This window comes from Gordonia sp. Swx-4, from assembly GCF_030316175.1.
GTDB classification, from domain to species: Bacteria; Actinomycetota; Actinomycetes; order Mycobacteriales; family Mycobacteriaceae; genus Gordonia; species Gordonia alkanivorans.
The window spans coordinates 2,906,681-2,928,325 of the sequence record NZ_CP128197.1 but is presented as its reverse complement, the minus strand read 5'-3'; the positions used below and the strand labels follow the sequence as shown (position 1 = coordinate 2,928,325).

The 21,645-nt window shown below is 69.7% G+C and carries 15 protein-coding genes and 1 pseudogene; 15 read left to right on the top strand and 1 reads right to left on the bottom strand.

Going from position 1 to position 21,645, the window contains the following annotated elements; translation table 11 throughout:
- Window positions 1-134 precede the first annotated feature (134 nt).
- The 13 genes and pseudogenes from PWF70_RS13265 (at window position 135) to aroB (ending at window position 19,309) form a co-directional block, all read left to right on the top strand.
- Window positions 135-3,651 (top strand): annotated as a pseudogene (locus PWF70_RS13265) (transglutaminase family protein).
- Window positions 3,648-6,404 (top strand): circularly permuted type 2 ATP-grasp protein, encoded by a 2,757-nt coding sequence (locus tag PWF70_RS13260; protein WP_035751452.1) that lies wholly within the window; start codon window positions 3,648-3,650, stop codon window positions 6,402-6,404. Before PWF70_RS13265 ends, PWF70_RS13260 begins: the two are co-directional and overlap by 4 nt.
- Window positions 6,401-7,363 (top strand): transglutaminase family protein, encoded by a 963-nt coding sequence (locus PWF70_RS13255; RefSeq protein ID WP_006356965.1) that lies wholly within the window; start codon window positions 6,401-6,403, stop codon window positions 7,361-7,363. The genes PWF70_RS13260 and PWF70_RS13255 overlap by 4 nt, the downstream gene beginning before the upstream one ends.
- 131 nt (window positions 7,364-7,494) lie before the next feature.
- On the top strand, window positions 7,495-8,736 hold the full coding sequence (locus tag PWF70_RS13250) for an aminoglycoside phosphotransferase family protein (RefSeq protein WP_286352634.1): 1,242 nt from the start codon (window positions 7,495-7,497) through the stop codon (window positions 8,734-8,736).
- A gap of 7 nt (window positions 8,737-8,743) precedes the next feature.
- Window positions 8,744-10,117 carry a replication-associated recombination protein A gene (locus PWF70_RS13245; protein WP_035751454.1) on the top strand — a complete coding sequence of 458 codons (1,374 nt, stop codon included), beginning with the start codon at window positions 8,744-8,746 and terminating at the stop codon, window positions 10,115-10,117.
- Window positions 10,118-10,219: 102 nt separating this feature from the next.
- Window positions 10,220-12,895 (top strand): alanine--tRNA ligase, encoded by a 2,676-nt coding sequence (alaS, locus tag PWF70_RS13240; protein ID WP_035751455.1) that lies wholly within the window; start codon window positions 10,220-10,222, stop codon window positions 12,893-12,895.
- Window positions 12,895-13,344, top strand: a complete 450-nt coding sequence (gene ruvX, locus PWF70_RS13235; protein ID WP_006356961.1) for a Holliday junction resolvase RuvX — start codon at window positions 12,895-12,897, stop codon at window positions 13,342-13,344. Before alaS ends, ruvX begins: the two co-directional genes overlap by 1 nt.
- Window positions 13,331-15,091: an endolytic transglycosylase MltG gene (gene mltG, locus PWF70_RS13230; RefSeq protein ID WP_035751457.1), complete on the top strand. Its 1,761-nt coding sequence runs from the start codon at window positions 13,331-13,333 to the stop codon at window positions 15,089-15,091. Before ruvX ends, mltG begins: the two co-directional genes overlap by 14 nt.
- Entirely contained in the window at window positions 15,082-15,942 is an 861-nt protein-coding gene (locus PWF70_RS13225; RefSeq protein ID WP_164905320.1) for a shikimate dehydrogenase, read from the top strand. Before mltG ends, PWF70_RS13225 begins: the two co-directional genes overlap by 10 nt.
- Before the next feature lie 51 nt (window positions 15,943-15,993).
- Complete coding sequence (locus PWF70_RS13220; protein WP_035751459.1) at window positions 15,994-16,389, top strand: A24 family peptidase; 396 nt, start codon at window positions 15,994-15,996, stop codon at window positions 16,387-16,389.
- A gap of 42 nt (window positions 16,390-16,431) precedes the next feature.
- Window positions 16,432-17,640 carry a chorismate synthase gene (gene aroC / locus PWF70_RS13215; RefSeq protein WP_035751460.1) on the top strand — a complete coding sequence of 403 codons (1,209 nt, stop codon included), beginning with the start codon at window positions 16,432-16,434 and terminating at the stop codon, window positions 17,638-17,640.
- A complete protein-coding gene (locus PWF70_RS13210) occupies window positions 17,637-18,200 on the top strand; it encodes a shikimate kinase (RefSeq protein ID WP_035751461.1) in 564 nt (187 codons plus the stop codon). The genes aroC and PWF70_RS13210 overlap by 4 nt, the downstream gene beginning before the upstream one ends.
- Window positions 18,197-19,309 (top strand): 3-dehydroquinate synthase, encoded by a 1,113-nt coding sequence (gene aroB, locus PWF70_RS13205; protein WP_006356955.1) that lies wholly within the window; start codon window positions 18,197-18,199, stop codon window positions 19,307-19,309. Before PWF70_RS13210 ends, aroB begins: the two co-directional genes overlap by 4 nt.
- A gap of 32 nt (window positions 19,310-19,341) precedes the next feature.
- Here aroB and PWF70_RS13200 read toward each other — a convergent pair whose 3' ends face one another.
- Window positions 19,342-19,833 carry a B-4DMT family transporter gene (locus PWF70_RS13200; protein WP_035751690.1) on the bottom strand — a complete coding sequence of 164 codons (492 nt, stop codon included), beginning with the start codon at window positions 19,831-19,833 and terminating at the stop codon, window positions 19,342-19,344.
- 109 nt (window positions 19,834-19,942) lie between these two features.
- On the opposite strand from PWF70_RS13200, the gene PWF70_RS13195 reads away from it, so the two are divergent.
- Both PWF70_RS13195 and efp read left to right on the top strand, forming a co-directional pair.
- Window positions 19,943-21,058, top strand: a complete 1,116-nt coding sequence (locus tag PWF70_RS13195) for a M24 family metallopeptidase (protein WP_035751478.1) — start codon at window positions 19,943-19,945, stop codon at window positions 21,056-21,058.
- Window positions 21,059-21,079: 21 nt separating this feature from the next.
- Window positions 21,080-21,643 (top strand): elongation factor P, encoded by a 564-nt coding sequence (efp, locus tag PWF70_RS13190; RefSeq protein ID WP_035751479.1) that lies wholly within the window; start codon window positions 21,080-21,082, stop codon window positions 21,641-21,643.
- Window positions 21,644-21,645 lie beyond the last annotated feature (2 nt).

Here is a 21,645-nt window from a genome sequence, read left to right as displayed (position 1 = left end):
CAACGAAAAGCGGTGGCCGAGCGTGAGTTCGGCCACCGCTGTCGTCTGTGCGCGATCGCCGACGGGCGGCCGCTGGGCATCTGTGGTGTGATCACTCCCATGTCTGCGAGCGCGTGCACTCCGGAGGTATGCCGGTGACGATCAAGGTGGCCCTCGAGCACCGGACGAGCTACTCCTTCGATCGCCCGACGAAGATCTACCCGCACGTGGTCCGGCTGCGCCCGGCACCACATTCGCGGACGCCGATCGAGGCGTACTCGCTGAAGGTCGAGCCGGGGAGCACTTCCTCAACTGGCAGCAGGACGCGTTCAGCAACTACCTCGCGCGGCTGGTGTTCCCGGAACCCTCGACCACGCTGAGCATCACCGTCAGCCTCGTGGCCGACCTGACCGCGATCAACCCCTTCGACTTCTTCATCGAGGACCGGGCCGAGCACTACGGGTTCGAGTACCCGGAGGAGCTGCGCCGCGACCTGGAGATCTTCCTGCGCCCGGTCGGTGTCGGCGAGGGCGAATTCGCCGGTGCGCCGGTGCATCCGGAGGTCGCCGCGTTCGCCGCGAAGCACAAGCCGGTCGGCAGGACACGCGTCATCGACTTCCTGGTGGCGCTGAACAGCGCGGTACGCGAGGCGGTCGGCTACACCGTGCGTCTCGAGGCGGGTGTGCAGACACCCGAGTTCACGCTGTCGAGTGCGATCGGTTCCTGTCGTGACTCCGCCTGGCTGCTCGTGGCCCTGCTGCGCGAACTCGGTCTCGCGGCGCGGTTCGTGTCCGGCTATCTCGTGCAGCTGACCTCCGACATCAAGTCGCTCGACGGCCCGTCGGGTCCCGACGCCGACTTCACCGACCTCCACGCGTGGACCGAGGTGTACCTGCCCGGTGCCGGCTGGGTCGGATTGGACCCGACCTCCGGCCTGTTCGCGGGGGAGGGACACATCCCGCTCGCGGCGACACCGCATCCGGTGGGCGCCGCACCGATCACCGGCGCGACCGGCCCCTGCCACGCCACGCTCGATTTCTCCAACACCGTCACGCGCTTCCACGAGGATCCGCGCGTCACCCTGCCGTACACGCCCGAGCAGTGGGATCGCGTCGTCGACCTGGGTGCGCTCGTCGACGAACGCATGGAGCGCAACGATGTGCGTCTCACGATGGGTGGCGAGCCGACCTTCGTCTCCATCGACAACCAGACCGCGCCCGAGTGGAACACCGCCGCCGACGGCCCGCACAAACGGCTTCTGGCGTCCCGGCTCGCCGAACGTCTCAAGGCGGCCTACGCGCCGCAGGGCCTCATCCAGCGGAGCCAGGGCAAGTGGTATCCCGGAGAACCGTTGCCGCGCTGGCAGATCGAGATCATGTGGCGTGCCGACGGCGAGCCGATCTGGCGTGATCCGGACCTGCTCGCCGACCCGTGGTCGACGCCGGAACAATGCGCGTCGGCGATCGAGACCGAGACCTACGGTGCCCACCCGGACACGACCGTCGACGCCGAGCCCGCACAGAAGCTGCTGACCGCCTTCGCGACCGACCTCGGCCTGCCCACCGACCAGGTGATGCCGGCCTACGAGGACCCGCTGGTGCGCATGCGCGAGCTGGCCGCCATGCCGCCCGGAGACCCGGGCGACGACCCGACCCTGCCCACGGCCCGGAAGTTCGCCCAGTCGGAGTTCGACGTCGACCTGGAGACCCTGGAGGACGGCGACGAGGAGGAGCTGGCGCCCGAGAAGGACTCGGTGGCGCGACGCCGTTCACTGTTGGCCCGGCTCGACGCCGCGGTCGACGACCCCAGCGCCTACGTCCTGCCGCTGAACCGGTCGGAGGACCGGACCGCCTGGCAGAGCGCGGTGTGGTCCCTGCGACGCGGCCGCATCGTCCTCACCCCGGGCACCTCGCCGGCGGGTCTCCGTCTGCCGCTGAACTCGTTGTCGTGGGGGCCGGCGCCGACCATGTTCGAGGCCGACCCGACGGCGCGACGCGAAGCACTTCCGGCCGACCCGGCTGAAGCACTCGGCCACTCCGTACGCGCGGTGGACCCGTCCGAGTTCCTGCCGCGCACGGCGGTGGTCGCCGAGGTCCGCGACGGCGTGACCTATGTGTTCATGCCGCCCACCTCGACCGGCGAGGAGTTCCTCGCCCTCATCGAACTCGTCGAGGGCGCCGCCGCGGCGACGTCGACCCCGGTTGTCGTCGAAGGCTATGGGCCGCCGTCGGATCCGCGTCTCACGTCACTGTCGGTGACCCCCGACCCCGGCGTCATCGAGGTCAACATCCAGCCGGCGGCGAGCTTCGCCGAACAGTCCGAACTGCTCGAGTCCCTCTACGGCCACGCCCGCCAGGTCCGGCTCGGCACCGAGAGCTTCGACCTCGACGGCAGTCACGGCGGCACCGGCGGCGGTAACCACATCACGCTCGGCGGGACGACGCCGGCCGACTCGCCGATGCTGCGCCGCCCCGACCTGCTGGCGTCGATGCTGACCTACTGGCAGCGACACCCGTCGCTGTCGTATCTGTTCTCCGGCCGCTTCATCGGCACCACCTCGCAGGCGCCGCGCGTCGACGAGGGCCGGGAATCGGCGCTCTACGAACTCGAGATCGCCCTCGCCGAGATCGACCGGCTCGCCGCCACGGTCGCGGACCCGCGTGGGACCGGCCCCAAGGGCGCCCACAGCGCCGACGAGCCCGATACGAACGCACCCAATCCGTGGGTCACCGACCGTGCGCTGCGGCATCTGCTCACCGACATCACCGGCAACACCCACCGCGCCGAGTTCTGCATCGACAAGCTGTACAGTCCCGACTCGGTCCGCGGCCGTCTCGGCCTGCTGGAACTGCGCGCCTTCGAGATGCCGCCGCATCACCGGATGGCGATGGTCCAGTCGCTGCTGGTACGCAGTCTGGTGTCGTGGTTCTGGGAGAAGCCCTACCGCGCCCGGCTCATCCGCCACGGCGGCGACCTGCACGGCAAACATCTGTTGCCGCACTACGTCATCGAGGACATCGCGCTCGTCGCCGAGGAGCTCCGTGAGGCGGGCTACCCGTTCGAGACCGCCTGGCTCGACCCGTTCACCGAGTTCCGTTTCCCGCGTCTGGGAACCGTGCAGATCCGTGATCAGGAAGTGGAACTCCGCGGTGCCATCGAACCCTGGAACACGCTGGGGAGGAGTCGACCGGAACCGGCACCGCCCGGTACGTCGATTCCTCCGTCGAGCGGGTCCAGGTGCGTGTCCTCGGCGGTGAGGACGACCGGTACCTGTTGACCTGCAACGGTTTCCCCATCCCGCTTCGGTCCACCGGCCGCACCGGCGAACGGGTCGCCGGCATCCGGTTCCGGGCCTGGCAGCCCCCGAGCGCTCTGCACCCGTCGATCAGCATCGACACCCCGCTGACCTTCGACCTCGTCGACACCGTCAACGGCCGGTCGGTGGGCGGTGCGACCTACCACGTCGTCCACCCGGGTGGTCGCGCCTACGACCGCCCGCCGGTGAACGCCGTCGAGGCCGAATCGCGTCGCAACGGGCGCTTCGAGGCGTCGGGTCACACCACCGGCACGGTCGACGTCGGATTGCTCCGGGAACGACAGGCCCGGCAGGCCATCGACTTCGGGGTCCCCGGGATCCTCGATCTACGGCGGGCACGTACAGTTCTCCGGTGACCTCTCCACCGGGCAACGCTTCCGCGGTGTTCGATGCATCCACGGTTTTCGACCGTTACCGTGACGAGGGTTACACGCTCTTCGACGTCGCCGGAACCGGCGATCCCGACCTCGTTTCCGGGGCCCACTACGACGAGCTCCTCGACTCCGCCGGCATGGTCCGTCCCGCGTGGGAAGACCTTGTGCGGCTGTATCAGCGGCGCGGTGACAGCCGCCTGCGCGAGTCCGCGGACCGGCTCGCCGCGGCCGTCCGGGACGACGGCGTGGTCTACAACGAGTTCGACGGTCAGACCACCCACACCCGCGACTGGGACATCGATGCGGTGCCGCTCCTCGTCGACGGCGTCGAGTGGGCCGAGCTGGAGAAGGCGATCACGCAGCGCTCGATGCTGCTCGATCTGCTGCTGCGCGATCTCTACCGCGATCAGAAGACCATCACCTCCGGTCTCGTGGCGCCGGAGATGGTCTTCGGGCACCCCGGCTACATCCGCAAGGCGGCGCGCCTCGAGGTCGCCGGACCCCATGCCCTGTTCCTGCACGCGGTCGACATCTCACGGTCCGCCGACGGTCGGTTCGTGGTCTACCGCGACCGCACCCAGGCCCCGTCGGGCATCGGTTTCTCGATCGTCGGCCGGCGCCTGCTGACCAAGGCCCTCCCGCAGCTCTTCCAGGCGTGCGCGCCGCGCCCGGTGACCGGTTTCGCCGGGACGATGCGCCTCGCGCTCGCCGAGTACGCCCCGCCCGGTGTCGACGATCCGACGGTCGCCGTGCTCAGCCCCGGCAGCATGTCCGAGACCGCCTTCGACCAGGCGTATCTCGCGTCGGCGCTCGGCTACCCGCTGGTCGAGGGTGCGGACCTCACCGTGCGCGACGGCGCGGTCTACATGCGCTCTCTCGGCAGGTACAAGCGGGTCGACGTCCTGCTGCGCCGGGTCGACGCCGCCTATGCCGACCCGCTCGATCTGCGGACCGACTCCCGGCTCGGCGTCGCCGGTCTCGTCGAGGCGATCTCGCGCGGCAACGTCACGGTGCTGAACACGCTCGGTTCCGGTGTTCTCGAGAACCCCGCCCTGCACACGGTGCTCGAACGACTCGCACCCGTCCTGCTCGACGAGGAGCTCGCGCTCGGCTCGGTCACCACCTACTGGGCCGGAGATGACCTGGAGCGCAGCAAGATCCAGAGCCGCGTCGGATCGCTGGTGCTCACCAACACCCGGACCGGCGAGGAGTTCATCGGCCCGCTGCTCGACGCGCGGACCCGGGCCGAGGTCGTCGCGCGGATCGACGCGCAGACCTGGCAATGGGTCGGACGCGAACTCGACGCCTACTCGGTGGCACCGACCGTCACCACCGGGACACGACCCGGACGCCACACCACCGCGCTGCGCGCCGCACCCGTGTCGATTCGCGCGTTCAGCGTCGCCCAGGGTCCCACCTACGCCGTGATGCCCGGCGGTCTCGGCGCCGTCCTGGCCGACGGCGTCGAAGGGGCCGCCCACCACGTCGTGTCGGCCAAGGACGTCTGGGTCACCAGTACCGAGGTCGGCGGACATGTGTCGCGTCGTTCGGAGACCCGCGTCGAACCGGCCGGTGAGGTCATCCCGGAGGCGGGGCGTCCCGTCTCGCTCGAGTACTCCGAGGTCGCGGCCGCCGCGAGTCCGCGTGTGCTCGCCGACCTGTTCTGGCTCGGCCGCTACGCCGAACGCACCGAGCAGGTCACCCGCCTCGCGAAGGTCTCCCGCCAGCGCTATCAGGACTTCCAGTACCGGCCGTGGATGTCGGGTACCCCGGCGGTGCCCCTGCTGCTGCATGCGGTCACGACGATCACGGGGACCGACGGCTACCTCGACACCGCGGATCTGGTGCTGTCGGGCACCGACCGCCAGCCCTCGCCGGAACAGGTCAACGAGGCCATCGAGAAGATCGCCGACCTGACCGTGGCCCGGTCGATCCCGGGTTCGGTCGCCCACTCGGTCGACCGCCTCGTCGGCGCCGCCCGCGCCGTTCGCGACCAGATGTCGACCAGCACGTGGATGGTCCTGGCGCCCGTCGAGCGGGTCGTCGCGAGTACCGCGCGTCTGGTCTCCCGGTCGCGGGCGGACTCCGCCGACGCGGGCACCGAGGGTCTGGGCGACGCCGCCCTCGACCTCGGTCCGGACCTCGCGCGGGCGCACGAGGAGATCCTGCACGGTGTTCTCGCCCTGACCGGACTCCAGGAGGAGTCGATGGTCCACGACCCGGGCTGGATGTTCATGGACCTCGGTCGACGCATCGAGCGCGCGATCACCCTCGCCGACCTCACCCGGGCGATGTTCACGCAGGCCCACGACACCGACACCGAACAGGCGCTGCTTGAGTCGTACCTCGCCGCCAACGAGTCCTCGGTGATCTACCGGCGCCGCAACCGCGGTCTGTACCGGTTCTCGAGTGTCGCCGAGCTGCTGCTGTTCGACCCGACCAACCCGCGTTCGATGATCTTCCAGCTCGAGAAGATGAACCACGACCTGACCTCGGTCCCCGAACCGCTGCGCTCGGCCGGGGCCGAGCGAGGGGTGCAGGACATGATCGCCGAACTGCGCCGGAGCGGTCCGGCCGACCTCGCCGGCGTCGACTCGCAGGGTCGGCGGACCGACCTCGCCGACCTGATGACCACGCTGCGAACCGTTTCCCGTGAACTGTCCGACCTGCTCAGCAGGACCCGCTTCGCCGTGCCGCGCCAGGCGCAGCCGATCTGGGGCGGGGGTGAGATGTGAGCACCCGCGTCTACCGGGTCATGCACCGGACCCGGTACACCTACAACGACGACGTGTCCTCGTCGTACGGCCGTTGCTACCTGACCCCGCGCGACCTGCCGGGACAGCGGGTGCTCTCGGCCACCGTCGACATCGAACCAGAGCCCGACGACCGGTCGACGGGCATCGACGTCTACGGCAACAACGACAGCTACTTCCACGTCCGCACTTCCCATCGGGAACTGACGGTGACCGCGCGCTCGGTCGTCGAGGTCGACGGCGTCGACCAGGGCATGATCATCGGTCCCGCGGCGCGCGCACCCTGGGAGTCGGCGCGCCCGGCGGTGGCCGGTAGTCGCGAGGCCGCGCTCGCCGCCGAGTTCGTCATCGATCTCGATCCGCCGGAGATCACCGCGTCGGTACGCGACTATGCGTCCCGGGTGTTCACCCCGGGACGACCGCTGATCGAGGCCGTCACCGACCTCACCACCCGGATCTTCGACGACTTCACCTACCGCTCCGGATCGACGGCGATCTCGACGAGGGTCGACACGGTGATGCAGCGGCGCGAGGGTGTCTGCCAGGACTTCGCCCGGGTCGCGATCGCGTGTCTGCGCTCGGTCGGACTCGCCGCCCGCTACGAGTCCGGGTATCTGGCGACCGATCCGCCACCGGGCAAGGAGAAGATCTTCGGCGCCGACGCGAGCCATGCGTGGGCGGCGGTGTGGATGCCCGACGGTCGCTGGCTGCCGTTCGACCCGACCAACGACAAACTGGTCGACGAACGCCACGTCACCCTCGCCTGGGGCCGCGACTACGACGACGTCCCGCCGCTGCGCGGGGTCATCTACACCGACTCGACCAAGAGCCACATCGACGTCTCGGTCGACGTCAGTCCGGTCGAGGACGAATCACCCGACCCGGCCGGCGCGACCCCTCCGGTTGTGTCCACCGAGGGCGCAACCCGGCACGAATTGTGAGCCGGTCCGCTAAACCCCTGGGAGGCACCGGAATCGGCGCGTCTGAATCGTCATTCACCAATCCCGAGGTCGTACAGAAGGATGAACACCGGTGTTGCAACACAGTTGCAACGGGTACCTTGGGATACGACATGACGGTCATTACTGAAAGCCGCATCACCAGCGTGGTGCGGGCGGCAGAGGCGCTGCTGTCACACCGCGCCGGTTCCTCCGTAGTCCTCGACGACCCGGAAGACCTCGGTGGTAGCGGCCGTACGACGGTGGTTCGGGTGAGGGTGGCGCAGAACCCCCTCAGCCTGGACCGTTCGCTGGTGATCAAGGCGCTGCCCGAGCACGAGGACCCGCAGGCGTTCCACCGGGAGATCGCCTCGTACAAGTACGCCACCGCGCTCCCGAACGAGTCGCGGCCGGGTCCGCAGCTCATCGCCTCCGACCCCGACCTGCGCCTGATGGTGCTCTCCGACCTCGGGCACGGCCGCTCGATGCTGGAGTACCTCGACGGCGTCGACCCGGTGGAGACCTCCCGCGCGGTGAGTGCCTGGGGCCAGGCCCTGGGCCGCATGCACGCCGCCACCGTCGGCGGCGAGATCGACTTCGACGCCCTGGTCCGCCGCGGCAGGTCGGGCACCGAGGGACGCGACATCCTCCGGGACGAGGCCCGACGCTCCGTCGAGGCACTGGCCGGACACGCCGCCGCGCTCGGCGTGCAGGTGCCGGACCGCGTCATCGAGGCCCTCGAGACCGCGGCCGCCCTGTTCGACGACGGTGAGCACCGCGCATTCAGTCCGTCGGACGTGGGCCCCGAGAACATCATGATCAACGACGACGGCGTGCAGTTCATGGACTACGAGTGGGGCGGTTTCCGCGACGCCACCCTCGACATCGCGTACGCCGTGGTGACCATGACCGCCCAGCTGCCCGCGCGCGCCGCGGCACGTGCCACCGACCTCGAGGTGTCGATGGTCGACGCCTGGCGGTCGGAGGTGAACCCGATCTGGCCGGCCCTCGCGCACGAACGCGAGATGGAGCGCAAGGTGCTCGTCGCCCGGCTGCTGTGGGTGTGGCTGTCGACCGCGTGGATGCTGCCCGCCGACACCGACCTCATCGCCACGGAGAACGCGGTCGGTGCGGATTCCGACGCGAGCCTCGAGATGACCCCGTTCGACCCCGAACTGCAGGGCTCCGCCGCTGGCACCCCGACCGAGAGCACCGGCGGATTCACCCACGACTGGGCACTGCACACGAACGATCCGCGTGTACTCGTGTCCCGCTGGACCGACCTCGCGGCCGCCGCCGGTCGCGCCGGTGAGGACGCGATCGCCGACTTCGCGACTGCAACGGGTCTCGCGTTGCAGCGCATCTGGATGGCCTGATCGGCTCGTGGACGGATTGTTCGACCCGCCCGTGGATCCCCGGGCCGGAGCCGGTGGGCCGACGCCCGGTGCAGACGGCTTGACCGCGGCACCGAAACCGACGGCACCGCTCGCGGTCCGCATGCGTCCGCAGACCCTCGACGAGATCGTCGGCCAACAGCACCTGCTCGGCGACGGCTCGCCGCTGCGTCGCCTGATCAGCGGCGTGGGCGCGGCGTCGGTGCTGCTCTACGGCCCGCCCGGCACCGGCAAGACGACGATGGCGTCGCTGATCGCCCGCGCCACCGGCGGCCGGTTCGAGGCGTTGTCCGCCCTGTCGGCGGGAGTCAAAGAGGTGCGCGCCGTCATCGACGTCGCCCGTCGCCGGCTCATCGACGGTCAGCAGACCGTCCTGTTCATCGACGAGGTCCACCGCTTCTCCAAGACCCAGCAGGACGCTCTGCTCGACGCGGTCGAGAACCGGATCGTGCTGCTCGTGGCGGCGACCACCGAGAACCCGTCGTTCTCCGTCGTCGCACCCCTGCTGTCACGGTCCCTCGTGTTGCAGTTGCGGTCGCTGACCGACGACGACATCCGTGAGGTCCTCACCCGGGCCGTCGCCGACCCGCGGGGCCTCGACGGGCAGGTCGAGGTGACCGAGGCCGCCTACGACCACCTGGTCGCGGTCGCCGGCGGCGATGCCCGGCGGGCCCTCACCGCGCTCGAGGCCAGCGCCGACTCGGCCACCCACGTCGACCTCGCCGACGTCGAGACCGCGATCGACCGCGCGGCGGTGCGCTACGACCGCGACGGCGACCAGCACTACGATGTGACCAGCGCGTTCATCAAATCGATCCGCGGCTCCGACGTCGACGCCGCCGTGCACTACCTGGCGCGCATGATCGCGGCGGGGGAGGACCCGCGCTTCATCGCCCGGCGCCTGATGATCCACGCGAGCGAGGACATCGGCATGGCCGATCCCACCGCGCTGCAGACCGCGGTCGCCGCCGCCCAGGTGGTCAACCTCGTCGGCATGCCGGAGGCCAAACTGGCCCTGACCCAGGCGACCATCCACCTGGCGACCGCACCGAAGTCGGCCGGCGTGGTCTCGGCGATCGGCGCCGCACTCGCCGACGTCGAGGCGGGCAAGGCCCGGGCGGTGCCCGCCCACCTGCGCGACAGCCATTACGCCGGTGCCAAGAAACTCGGCAACGGCGTCGCCTACCGGTACCCGCACGACCATCCCGACGGCGTGGTGCCCCAGCAGTACCCGCCCGACGAACTCGTCGGCGTCGACTACTACGAGCCCACCGATCACGGGCTCGAACGTGAGATCGGGCCGCGCGTGGCACGCCTGAGATCCATCGTCCGGGGTGCCGTCACACGTCGCCGATCCCGCTGATCACGCCGGATGTGCCGGGGTATGACGCCCGGGACCGGTTCCGCGACGCGCCGACGGTACTCTGGGATGTCGCGACAACCAACGGCGAGGACGAGACCAACAGTGCAGACGCATGACATCCGGAAGCATTTTCTGGACCACTTCATCAAGGCCGGCCACACCGAGGTGCCCAGTGCCTCGCTGCTGCTCGACGACCCCAACCTGCTGTTCGTCAACGCCGGCATGGTTCCGTTCAAGCCGTACTTCCTGGGCGAGCAGACCCCGCCGTACGACCGCGCGACCAGCGTCCAGAAGTGTGTCCGCACCCTCGACATCGACGAGGTCGGCATCACCACCCGCCACAACACCTTCTTCCAGATGGCGGGCAACTTCTCCTTCGGCGACTACTTCAAGCGCGAGGCCATCACCTTCGCCTGGACCCTGCTGACCAACAGCGTCTCCGACGGCGGCTACGGCATCGACCCGCAGAAGCTGTGGCCCACGGTCTATCTCGACGACGACGAGGCCGAGGCCATCTGGCGCGACGAGATCGGCGTGCCCGCCGAGCGCATCCAGCGTCGCGGCCTGAAGGACAACTACTGGTCGATGGGCGTCCCCGGCCCCTGCGGTCCGTGCTCGGAGATCTTCTACGACCGCGGCCCCGACTACGGCGTCGAGGGCGGCCCGGAGGCCGACGAGGACCGCTACATCGAGATCTGGAATCTCGTGTTCATGCAGAACGTCCGCGGTCCGGGCGGCGGCAAGGACAACTACGAGATCCTCGGGCCCCTGCCGAAGAAGAACATCGACACCGGCATGGGTGTCGAGCGCGTCGCCTGCATCCTGCAGGGCGTCGACAACGTCTACGAGACCGACCTGCTCAAGCCGATCATCGACCTGGCCGCCGAGCTCACCGGCCGCGCCTACGGCGCCGGTTCGCATGCCGACGACGTGCGCTTCCGCGTGATCGCCGACCACGCCCGCACCTCGGCGATGCTGATCGGCGACGGCGTGCTGCCCGGCAACGACGGTCGCGGTTACGTGCTGCGTCGCCTCCTGCGCCGCGTCGTGCGGTCGATGCGGCTGTTGGGAGCGGGGGACAACCAGGCGACCATGGGCACGATCATCGGCAAGGTCATCGACCTGATGGCCCCGTCGTACCCGGAGCTCGAGACCAGGCGTGCCGACATCGTGAAGGTCGCGGTGGGCGAGGAGACCTCCTTCGCCAAGACCCTCGCCGCGGGCTCCAAGCTCTTCGCCGACGCCGCGACCGCCACCAAGAAGTCCGCGAGCACCACCATCACCGGGGCCGACGCGTTCACCCTGCACGACACCTACGGCTTCCCGATCGACCTCACGCTCGAGATGGCGGCCGAGGCCGGGCTGGAGGTCGACCAGGAGGGCTTCACCGCCCTGATGGCCGAGCAGAAGCAGCGCGCCAAGGCCGACGCGACCGCCCGCAAGACCGGGCACGCCGACCTGAGCGTGTACCGCGACTTCCTCGACCGCGGACCCACCGAGTTCACCGGCTTCGACGAACTCGTCTCCGAGGCACGCGTTCTCGGTCTCGTCGCCGACGGCGCCCGGGTGCCCGTGGCGACGGCCGGGCAGGAACTCACCGTGGTGCTCAACCGCACGCCGCTCTACGCCGAGTCGGGCGGCCAGATGGCCGACGTCGGCACCATCACCACCGGTTCCGGTGTGCGCCTGTCCGTCACCGATGTGCAGAAGGTCGGGAAGTCGGTGTGGCTGCACAAGGTCCGCGTGGACGAGGGCGAGATCGAGGAGGGCGACGAGGTGCTCGCCGCCGTCGACACCGCCTGGCGTCACGGCGCCACGCAGGGCCATTCGGGCACCCACATGGTGCACGCCGCGCTGCGCGAGGTCCTCGGACCCGGTGCGACACAGGCGGGTTCGCTCAACCGCCCGGGTTACCTGCGCTTCGACTTCAACGCCAGCGGCCCGGTGACCGAGTCGCAGCGTCGGGAGATCGAGGAGATCTCCAACGCCGCGGTCGAAGCCAACTATCAGGTCAACACCTTCGAGACCGGACTCGACGAGGCCAAGGCGATGGGTGCGATGGCACTCTTCGGTGAGAACTACGGCGACGTCGTACGTGTCGTCGAGATCGGTGGCCCGTTCTCGATGGAACTGTGCGGTGGCACGCATGTCGTGTCGTCGTCGCAGATCGGTCCGATCACCCTCATCGGCGAGTCCTCCGTCGGTTCCGGTGTGCGTCGCGTCGAGGCCTACGTCGGTATGGATTCGTTCCGCTTCCTGTCCAAGGAGCGTGCTCTGCTCGCCGGTCTGGCGTCTTCGCTGAAGGTGCCGTCCGAGGAAGTGCCCGGCCGCGTCGAGCAGCTCGTCACCAAGCTGCGCGATGCCGAGAAGGAACTCGCCCGGGTGCGTGCCGAGCAGGCGCAGGCGGCCGTGTCGGGTCTCCTCGACACCGCGACCACCGTGGGTTCCACGCTCGTGGTCGAGGGGCGTGTCCCAGGACTCGACGCCAACGGACTGCGTTCGGTCGTCACCGATCTGCGGGGCCGGGTCGCCGACCGCCAGGCCGTGATAGCCCTGTTCTCGCCGAGCGGCGACGGACCGGATGCCAAGGTGCCGTTCGTGATCGCCACGACCGCCGCGGCCCGCGACGCCGGGATCAAGGCCGGTGATCTGGTCAAGGAGGTGGCGCCGCTCGTCGGTGGCCGCGGTGGTGGCAAGCCCGACCTCGCCCAGGGCTCGGGAACCGAACCCGGCGGGATCGACGCCGCCCTGTCGCGTATCCGCGAGTTCGTCGGCTGATGCCCATCGACCAGGATCCGCGCCTGCAACGAGGCCGCCGCCTCGGTATCGACGTAGGGAGCGTCCGGATCGGTGTCGCGGTCTGCGACCCCGACGGGATTCTCGCCACACCGGTGGAGACTGTCCGTCGAACACCCTCTGCCACAACCGATCTCGATCGGATCGTGGAACTGGTCGCCGAATACGGGGCGATCGGCGTCGTCATCGGGCTGCCGAAGACGCTGAAGAACACCACCGGGGTCGCGGCGGAGACCGCACGCGCCTTCGGTGATCGACTCGCCGAGCGGATCGCGCCGGCCGAGGTGCATTGGCAGGACGAACGATTCACCACCGTGACCGCGCAGCAGGCGCTGCACGCGAGCGGCCGGACGGTGAAGTCATCACGAGGAGTCATCGACCAAGCCGCGGCGGTCGCTATCCTTCAGGGATGGCTGGATGCGCGACGGTGAGTCCGATGATCCCTCGACAGAGTCGGGAGGGGAGCCGGCGGTGACCGAAGAACGGCGTCGCACGCGACACCGGGACAGCCAGGGACGCCGTGCCGACGCGCACCAAAGCGGTGCCGAGGGTATGGATCCGGAGCGTCTGCGGTACTTCACGCAGCCCGGCGAGGGTGCGTCACACACCCGGCATCGTCGCCGGCGTGCAGCCCCGCCCGCGCAGCCCGGCGAGCCCACGCCCCCGGCCCAGAGTGGCCGGCCGGGTGGGATTCCGGGACGTGCGCAGCCCGTCCGGATTCCGCCGGGCGGTCAACCCCCGCAGCCGCCGCGTGCACAGCAGGCACCTCCGCCGCCGGCCCCCCCGCGCCGGCCCGAACCGGAATACGTCGAACTCCGGTACGACGACCACGAGTTCAGCGACGTCGACGCCCAGCCCGCGTACGACGAGCCCACCTACGACGAGCCTGCGTACGGCGAGCCCGCACACCCCGAGCCCGTGGCGACGACGCCGCGTGGACCGCGTGCGCGCGACGAGGACGACTGGTGGCCGGGTGCCGACGACGCGGAGCCGGCCGCGGCGCCACGACGCCCGCGCCGACGCAACCGGGAGAACCAGAAGAAGCGTCGCGTGGTGCTGGCACTCGCCATCGTGTTCATGCTCGCCCTCGTCGGCGGCGTCGGCTACTACGGTCTGCGTTCCATGGGAGTCCTGGAGTCGCGCAAGGACTACACCAACACCGCCGGTGCCAGCGACGTGATCGTCGACATCCCGGAGAACTCGACCCTGTCCGACTTCGGCCGGATCCTTCTCGACGCCGATGTCGTCGGCAGCATGCGTGCTTTCCTCGACGCCGCGGACGGCCAGCCCATGTCCGGCGGCCTCTACAAGATGCGGACCCAGATCCCGGCGTCGACCGCCGTGGAGATGCTCACCGACGAAAGTGCCCAGCACCGCGTCGGACGGGTGGTGATCCCGCCGGGTCTGCAGCTCGACTCCAAGACCGGTATCGACGACAAGGTCACGCCGGGCATCTTCCAGTTGATCGAGGACGCGACGGCGACCGAGGTCAACGGTCAGCCCGAGGGTGTCACGGTGGCGCAGCTCGAAGAGGCGGCCGCCACCTCGACCCCCGAGGCCCTCGGGGTGCCGGATTGGGCGAAGGAGAACGTGGCGTCGATGACCGGCGACCACCGCCGCGTCGAGGGCCTGATCGCGCCCACCACCTGGGAACGCGTCGAACCCGATCACACCGCGGTGCAGATCCTCAACGAGATGATCTCCAAGAGCGCGGTGATGTTCGATCAGTGGGGTCTGGTGGACAACAACAAGTCCGGACTGTCGCCCTACGAGACGCTGATCGCCGCGTCGATCGTCGAACGCGAGGTCCGGCACGTCGAAGATGCGCCGAAGGTCGCCCGCGTCATCCGCAACCGGCTCGACGAGGATCAGCGGCTCGAGATGGACTCGACGCAGAACTACACCGCCGCCGTCACCAACATCGATGTGCACGGTGAGGCCTACAAGGCGGACAACGAGTGGAACACCTACCGCTACAAGGGTCTTCCGCCGACCCCGATCGCGGCCGTCGGTGTCCCGGCACTCGAGGCGATGCTCGACCCGGCTCCGGGTTCGTGGTTGTACTTCGTCACCGTCGACACCGCGGGCACCACGCTGTTCGCGAACACCTTCGAGGAACACAAGCGCAACCGCACTGTCGCCTGCAAGAACAAGCTCGTGTCGACGGGATGCCAGTGAGCCGTTCGCCGTACGGTGACCGTCGCCGGGCGGCGGTCCTCGGTTCGCCGATCGCGCATTCCAAGTCGCCTGCCGTCCACCTGGCCGCCTACCGGGCGCTCGGTCTCGACGGCTGGACCTACGACCGGATCGAGTGCACGGCCGATCGGCTGCCCGAGATCGTCTCCGGCGCGGCACCGGAGTTCATCGGGTTCTCGGTGACCATGCCGAACAAGCTGGCCGCCCTGGACTTCGCGACCGAACGGACCGAGCGGGCCGAACTCGTCGGATCGGCGAACACGCTCGTCCGCGTCGACGACGGCTGGCGGGCCGACTGCACCGACATCGACGGCATGACGGGAGCGCTGGCCGAACTCGGCGTCGACACCGACATCGCCGCGGGGGCCGCACCCGACGCGGTCGTGGTCGGCGCGGGCGGCACGGCGCTGCCGACCGTCATGGCGCTCGCCGAGGTCGGCGTCTCGACGATCTCGGTCGTCGCGCGCGACGCCGGCCGGGCCGCGTCCGTCCTGGAGTTGTGCGAGCGCCTCGGCATCACCGGTGAGGTCGTCCCCTTCGACGCCGGGACTGTGCTCGAAAACCGTTGCCGCGCTGCGTCTGTGGTGGTGTCGACGGTGCCCGCACCGGCCGCCGGGACGCTCGCGCCCGCAATCGCCCACGCGGGCAAGGTCGTCGACGTGATCTACGACCCCTGGCCGACGCCGCTGGCGGCCACCGTCGAGGCGTCCGGTGGAGTGGTCATCGGGGGACTGGTCATGCTGCTGAACCAGGCCTTCCGTCAGGTCGAGCTGTTCACCGGGCTCCCGGCACCCCGCGAGGCGATGACGCAGGTGCTCATACCCAACGCCTGAGGCTGTGGAGACCGTCCGCGATCCTGCCCGGATGCGCGCGATGCTCGGCACATGGCCGAACCCGCGATCCTGCTCTGGTTGCTCACGATCGCCGTCACCGACGCATGCACCCGGCGCATCCCCAATGCGATGGTCTGGCCAGGATTCTGCGCGGTGGCTGTCGTCGCCGTCGCCCAGCCCGCCGTGGGGCTCGCCGCAGCGGCTGCCGCGACGCCGTACCTGCTGACGTTCACGGTCGGGTGGTGCGGCGGCGGTGACGTGAAGCTCGCCTTCGCCTGCGGCGGTCTCGCGCTGCGTTGGGACACCGCGATGATCATGGTGGCGTGCGCCTCCCTCGTGGCGCTGATGATCGCCCTGGTGAGCATCGGGCGTCGCGGATCGACGGGGGGACACGCACATGCCCCGGCGCTCGTCGGCGCGCTGATCGTCGTGTCCGATCTGGCCTGACGGCGCCCGCCCCACGACCGCTGTCGGGGAGTTGTGGGGCACATGGAACAATTGATCACTGTGCTGCGCTGGATAACTGCCGGAGAATCCCACGGACCCGCCTTGGTCGCCCTCGTCGAGGGCATGGTCGCCGGGGTCGAGGTGACCTCGTCGGACATCGCCGAACAGCTCGCCCGCCGTCGCCTCGGCTACGGCCGCGGCGCGCGGATGAAGTTCGAGGCCGACAAGGTCACCGTGATCGGTGGCGTACGCCACGGTCGCACGATGGGTGGTCCGGTGGCGATCGAGATCGGCAACACCGAATGGCCCAAGTGGGAGACCGTCATGTCGGCCGACCCGGTCGATCCCGCCGAACTCGAGGGCAGCGCACGCAACGCGCCGCTGACCCGTCCGCGTCCCGGTCACGCCGACTACTCGGGCATGCTCAAGTACGGCTTCGACGACGCCCGTCCGGTCCTCGAACGCGCCAGCGCCCGGGAGACCGCGGCCCGCGTCGCCGCCGGCACCGTCGCCCGCAACTTCCTGCGTCAGGTCTTGGGCATCGAGGTCGTCTCGCACGTCATCTCGATCGGCGCGAGTGATCCCTATGTCGGTCCGCCGCCGCGCTTCAGCGATCTCGAGGCCATCGACGCCAGCCCGGTCCGTGCCTTCGACGCCGCCGCCGAGAAGTCGATGATCGACGAGATCGAGGCCGCCAAGAAGGACGGCGACACCCTCGGCGGCGTCGTCGAGATCGTCGCCACCGGAGTGCCCGTCGGGCTCGGCTCGCACGTCAGCGGCGAGACCCGGCTCGATGCACGTCTGGCCGCCGCCCTCATGGGCATCCAGGCCATCAAGGGCGTCGAGGTCGGCGACGGCTTCACCACCGCCCGCCGCCGCGGCAGCGAGGCCCACGACGAGATGGTCCCCGGACCCGACGGCGTGCTGCGCTCGACCAACCGCGCGGGCGGCCTCGAAGGCGGCATGACCAACGGCGAGGACCTGCGCGTCCGCATCGCCATGAAGCCGATCTCGACGGTGCCGCGCGCCCTGTCGACGGTCGACATGGAGACGGGGGAGACCGCCAGCGCGATCCACCAGCGCTCCGACGTGTGCGCCGTGCCCGCGGCCGGTGTGGTCGCCGAGGCCATGGTGGCGCTCGTCGTCGCCCAGGCGGCGCTGGACAAGTTCGGTGGCGACTCGGTCGCCGAGACCGCCGCCAACCTCGGTGCCTACCTGACTGCCGTCCACGCGCGCCCTCCGCGCCCATGACCCAGACGCCGACCCCCACACGGGCGACCACGGGGCGACGCCCCAGCGCCGTGCTGATCGGCTTCATGGGCGCCGGCAAGTCGACCGTCGGGCGTCTGCTTGCCGACCGTCTCGGGGTCGACTTCGTCGACACCGACATCGAACTGGTCCGGCGGACCGGCCGTAGCATCCCGGAGATCTTCGAATCGGACGGTGTCGACGGCTTCCGCACGATCGAGGAGAACGTGGTCTGCGACGTCCTCGACAACCACGGCGGGGTGGTCTCGCTCGGCGGGGGCGCGGTCACCACGGCGGGTGTCCGCGATGCCCTGGCCGATCAGCGGGTGGTCTTCCTGCGCGTCAGCCCCGAACGCGGTTACGAGCGGGTCTCCGGCACCGACCGGCCGCTGCTCGCCACCGAGGACCCGGCCGCCCGCTACGCGGAACTGCTCGCCGAGCGCACCGAGATCTATTCGTCGGTGTGCACCTTCGAGGTCGACGCCGACGCAGCTCCGGAAGCCGTCACCGACGCCATCGTCGCCGAACTCGCCCGCGAACTCGACGTGAGGACACCAGAATGACCGACATCGAACCCGTTGCGATCCGCGTCAACGCGGGTGCGCCCTATGACGTCACGATCGGCCGCGGGCTGCTCGGCGAGGTCGCCGAGGCCGCCGCCGGCGCCGACCGCATCGCGATCCTGTATCAGCCGCCGCTGAACAAGACCGCCGAGCAGATCCGGGAGTTCCTGGCGGACAAGGGCTTCGACGCCCACCGCATCGAGATCCCGGACGCCGAGGCGGGCAAGGACCTCTCGGTCGCCGCCTTCTGCTGGGAGGTCTTCGGCCGGATCGGTCTCAAGCGCAACGACAAGGTCATCAGCCTCGGCGGCGGTGCCGCGACCGACGTCTCCGGATTCGTCGCGGCCACCTGGATGCGCGGCATCGGCGTCATCCACGTCCCGACCACGCTGCTGGCGATGGTCGACGCCGCGGTGGGCGGCAAGACCGGCATCAACACCGAGGCGGGCAAGAACCTCGTCGGCTCGTTCCACGAACCCGACGCGGTCCTGATCGACATCGGCACCCTCGAGACCGTGCCGCGCAACGAGATCGTCGCCGGGCTCGCCGAGGTCATCAAGACCGGTTTCATCGCGGATCCGACCATCCTCGACATCATCGAGGCCGACCCGGAGGCCGCGCTCGACCCCACCAGCCCGGTCCTCCCGGATCTGATCCGCCGGTCGGTGCAGGTGAAGGCAGACGTCGTGTCAGCGGATCTCAAGGAGTCCTCACTGCGCGAGATCCTCAACTACGGCCACACCCTGGGCCACGCGATCGAACGCCGGGAGCGCTACCGCTGGCGTCACGGCGCCGCGGTGTCGGTGGGCCTGGTGTTCGCAGCCGAGCTTGCGCGCCTGGCCGGGCGTCTCGACGACGCGACCGCCGACCGTCACAAGTCGGTGCTCGAACTCGTCGGCCTGCCGACGACCTACGATCCCGATGCCTTCGCCGACCTGCTCGAGGGGATGGCGGGGGACAAGAAGAACCGTTCCGGTGTGCTGCGGTTCGTCGTGCTCGACGGGCTGGCCAAGCCGGGCCGTCTCGAGGGACCTGATCCGGGCCTCCTCGCCGCCGCCTACTCGGCCGTCGCCGGCGGGGCGGGCAAGAGCACGTCGGTCCTGCTCTAGCCGCTACTCGGCCAGAAACGAGCGAACCGGCTCTACTGCGCGGTCGCGTCGGCGTGACGGTCCTCGTGGGCCGACCAGTCGTCCTCGGGGGCGTGCTTGTTCTGGTCGCGGCGGATCAGCCAGCGGCCGATGGCTGCGCCGACGAAGGCCGGGACGAACACCAGCAGGGCGGTGAACGAGGCGCCGGCGATCAGCTCGACGAACAGACCGGCCTGGCCGATGCCGGCGAGGACCGTGTTGCCGAGGATCCAGGAGATGAGTCCGGCGATGACACCGGCCATGACACCGGCCTTCAGCCAGCGGACGGTGAGGTCCTCGTAGTCGTCCGGATCGGGATTGGCGCGGGCATCACGGATACCGTCGAAACCGCCCCAGACCAGGGCGATCAGGACGACCGCCGCGATGGTGACGGTGCGCCACACGGTGGAGTTCAGCGGGGCCTCGACCACCGCGACACCGAGCAGGATTCGGGCGAGGACGTGAACGGCGGTCATCGTCAGACCGCGTACCAACCACGAAGACATGCGCGTCATACTACGCATCCGTGCCGTGATCGCCGACACACCCGGTCGATCCGGGCGGTCCAGCGTGCCGGGGTCGCACTGTGCGACGTCCCACCGTAGCGTTGCCCGGGTGCCGATCATCCACGACACAGCAGGCCGGCGAGACCGGCTGCGGAACCAATTGCGTGAACGCGCGGACGCCGAGCAGGTGTCGGCGTTCGTGGTCTCCGACCTCGTCAACGTCCGCTACCTGACCGGTTTCACCGGGTCCAACGCGGCGGTCCTCATCGACGTGTCCGACCCCGCGGAGGACCGGATCGCCACCGACGGCCGCTACCTCACCCAGGTCGCCGCGCAGGTCCCCGACGTCGAGCCCGTCATCGAACGCGCGTGCGTCCCGGCGCTGGTCGCACACGCGCGCACCGCTGGTGTCACCCGCATCGGCTTCGAGGCCGACGCCGAGACCGTCGCCGGCCATCGGGCGCTGACCGCGTCGATCGAGGACTCCGGTGTCGAACTGGTCGGCCTCACCGGCGTCGTGCAGGGCCTGCGGGCCGTCAAGGACGCGGGGGAGATCGCGCTGCTGCGCGCCGCGTGCGCGATCGGTGACGCCGCCCTGGCCCGGATCATCGCCGACGGCGTCCTGCGTGCCGGAACCACCGAACGTCAGGCCGCCCGCGCGCTGGAGTTCGAGATGTACCGCCTCGGCGCCGACGGCATCGCCTTCGAGACCATCGTCGCCGCCGGTGCGCATTCGGCGATCCCGCATCACCGGCCCACACACACCGCGCTGGCCGACGGCGATCTGGTGAAGATCGACTTCGGCGCGGTCGTCGGCGGGTACCACTCCGACATGACCCGCACCTTCGTGTTGCGCCGCGCGGCGGATTGGCAGCGCGACATCTACGACCTCGTCGCCACCGCGCAGGCCGCCGGGCGGTCGGCACTGCGCCCGGGTGCCGAGCTGCGAGAGGTGGACGCCGCCGCACGCGACGTCATCGACGATGCGGGGCACGGCGACCACTATGTGCACGGACTGGGCCACGGCGTGGGTCTCGAGATCCACGAAGCGCCGGGAATCGGCAAACTCGCGGCGGGTACACTGCCATGCGGTGCTGCGGTCACCGTGGAGCCCGGTGTGTACCTACCCGGATGGGGTGGGGTCAGGATCGAGGACACCCTGGTCGTCACACAAGGCGACCAGGAACTGTTGACCACCACCGACAAGACATTCACCGTCATCTGACTGCAAGGGAAGAAACACCACATGGCGACCACCGCCGATTTCAAGAACGGCCTCGTGCTGCGCATGGACGACCAGCTCTGGCAGATCCAGGAGTTCCAGCACGTCAAGCCGGGCAAGGGCCCCGCGTTCGTGCGCACCAAGATCAAGAACGTGCTGAGCGGCAAGACCGTCGACAAGACCTTCAACGCCGGCGTCAAGGTCGAGACCGCCACCGTCGACCGTCGGGACATGACCTTCCTGTACAACGACGGCACCGACTACGTCTTCATGGACGCACAGGACTACGAGCAGTTCGCGCTGCCGCCGGCCGTCGTCGGCGACGGCGCACGCTTCCTGCTCGAGAACATGACCGTGCAGGTCTCGCTCAACGAGGGCAACCCGCTGTTCGTCGAGCTCCCGGTCACCGTCGAGCTCATCGTCGCCCAGACCGACCCGGGTCTGCAGGGTGACCGCTCCACCGGTGGCACCAAGCCCGCCACACTGGAGACCGGCGCCGAGATCCAGGTGCCCCTGTTCATCAACACCGGTGACAAGCTCAAGGTCGACTCGCGTGACGGCAGCTACCTCGGCCGCGTCAACTCCTGAGC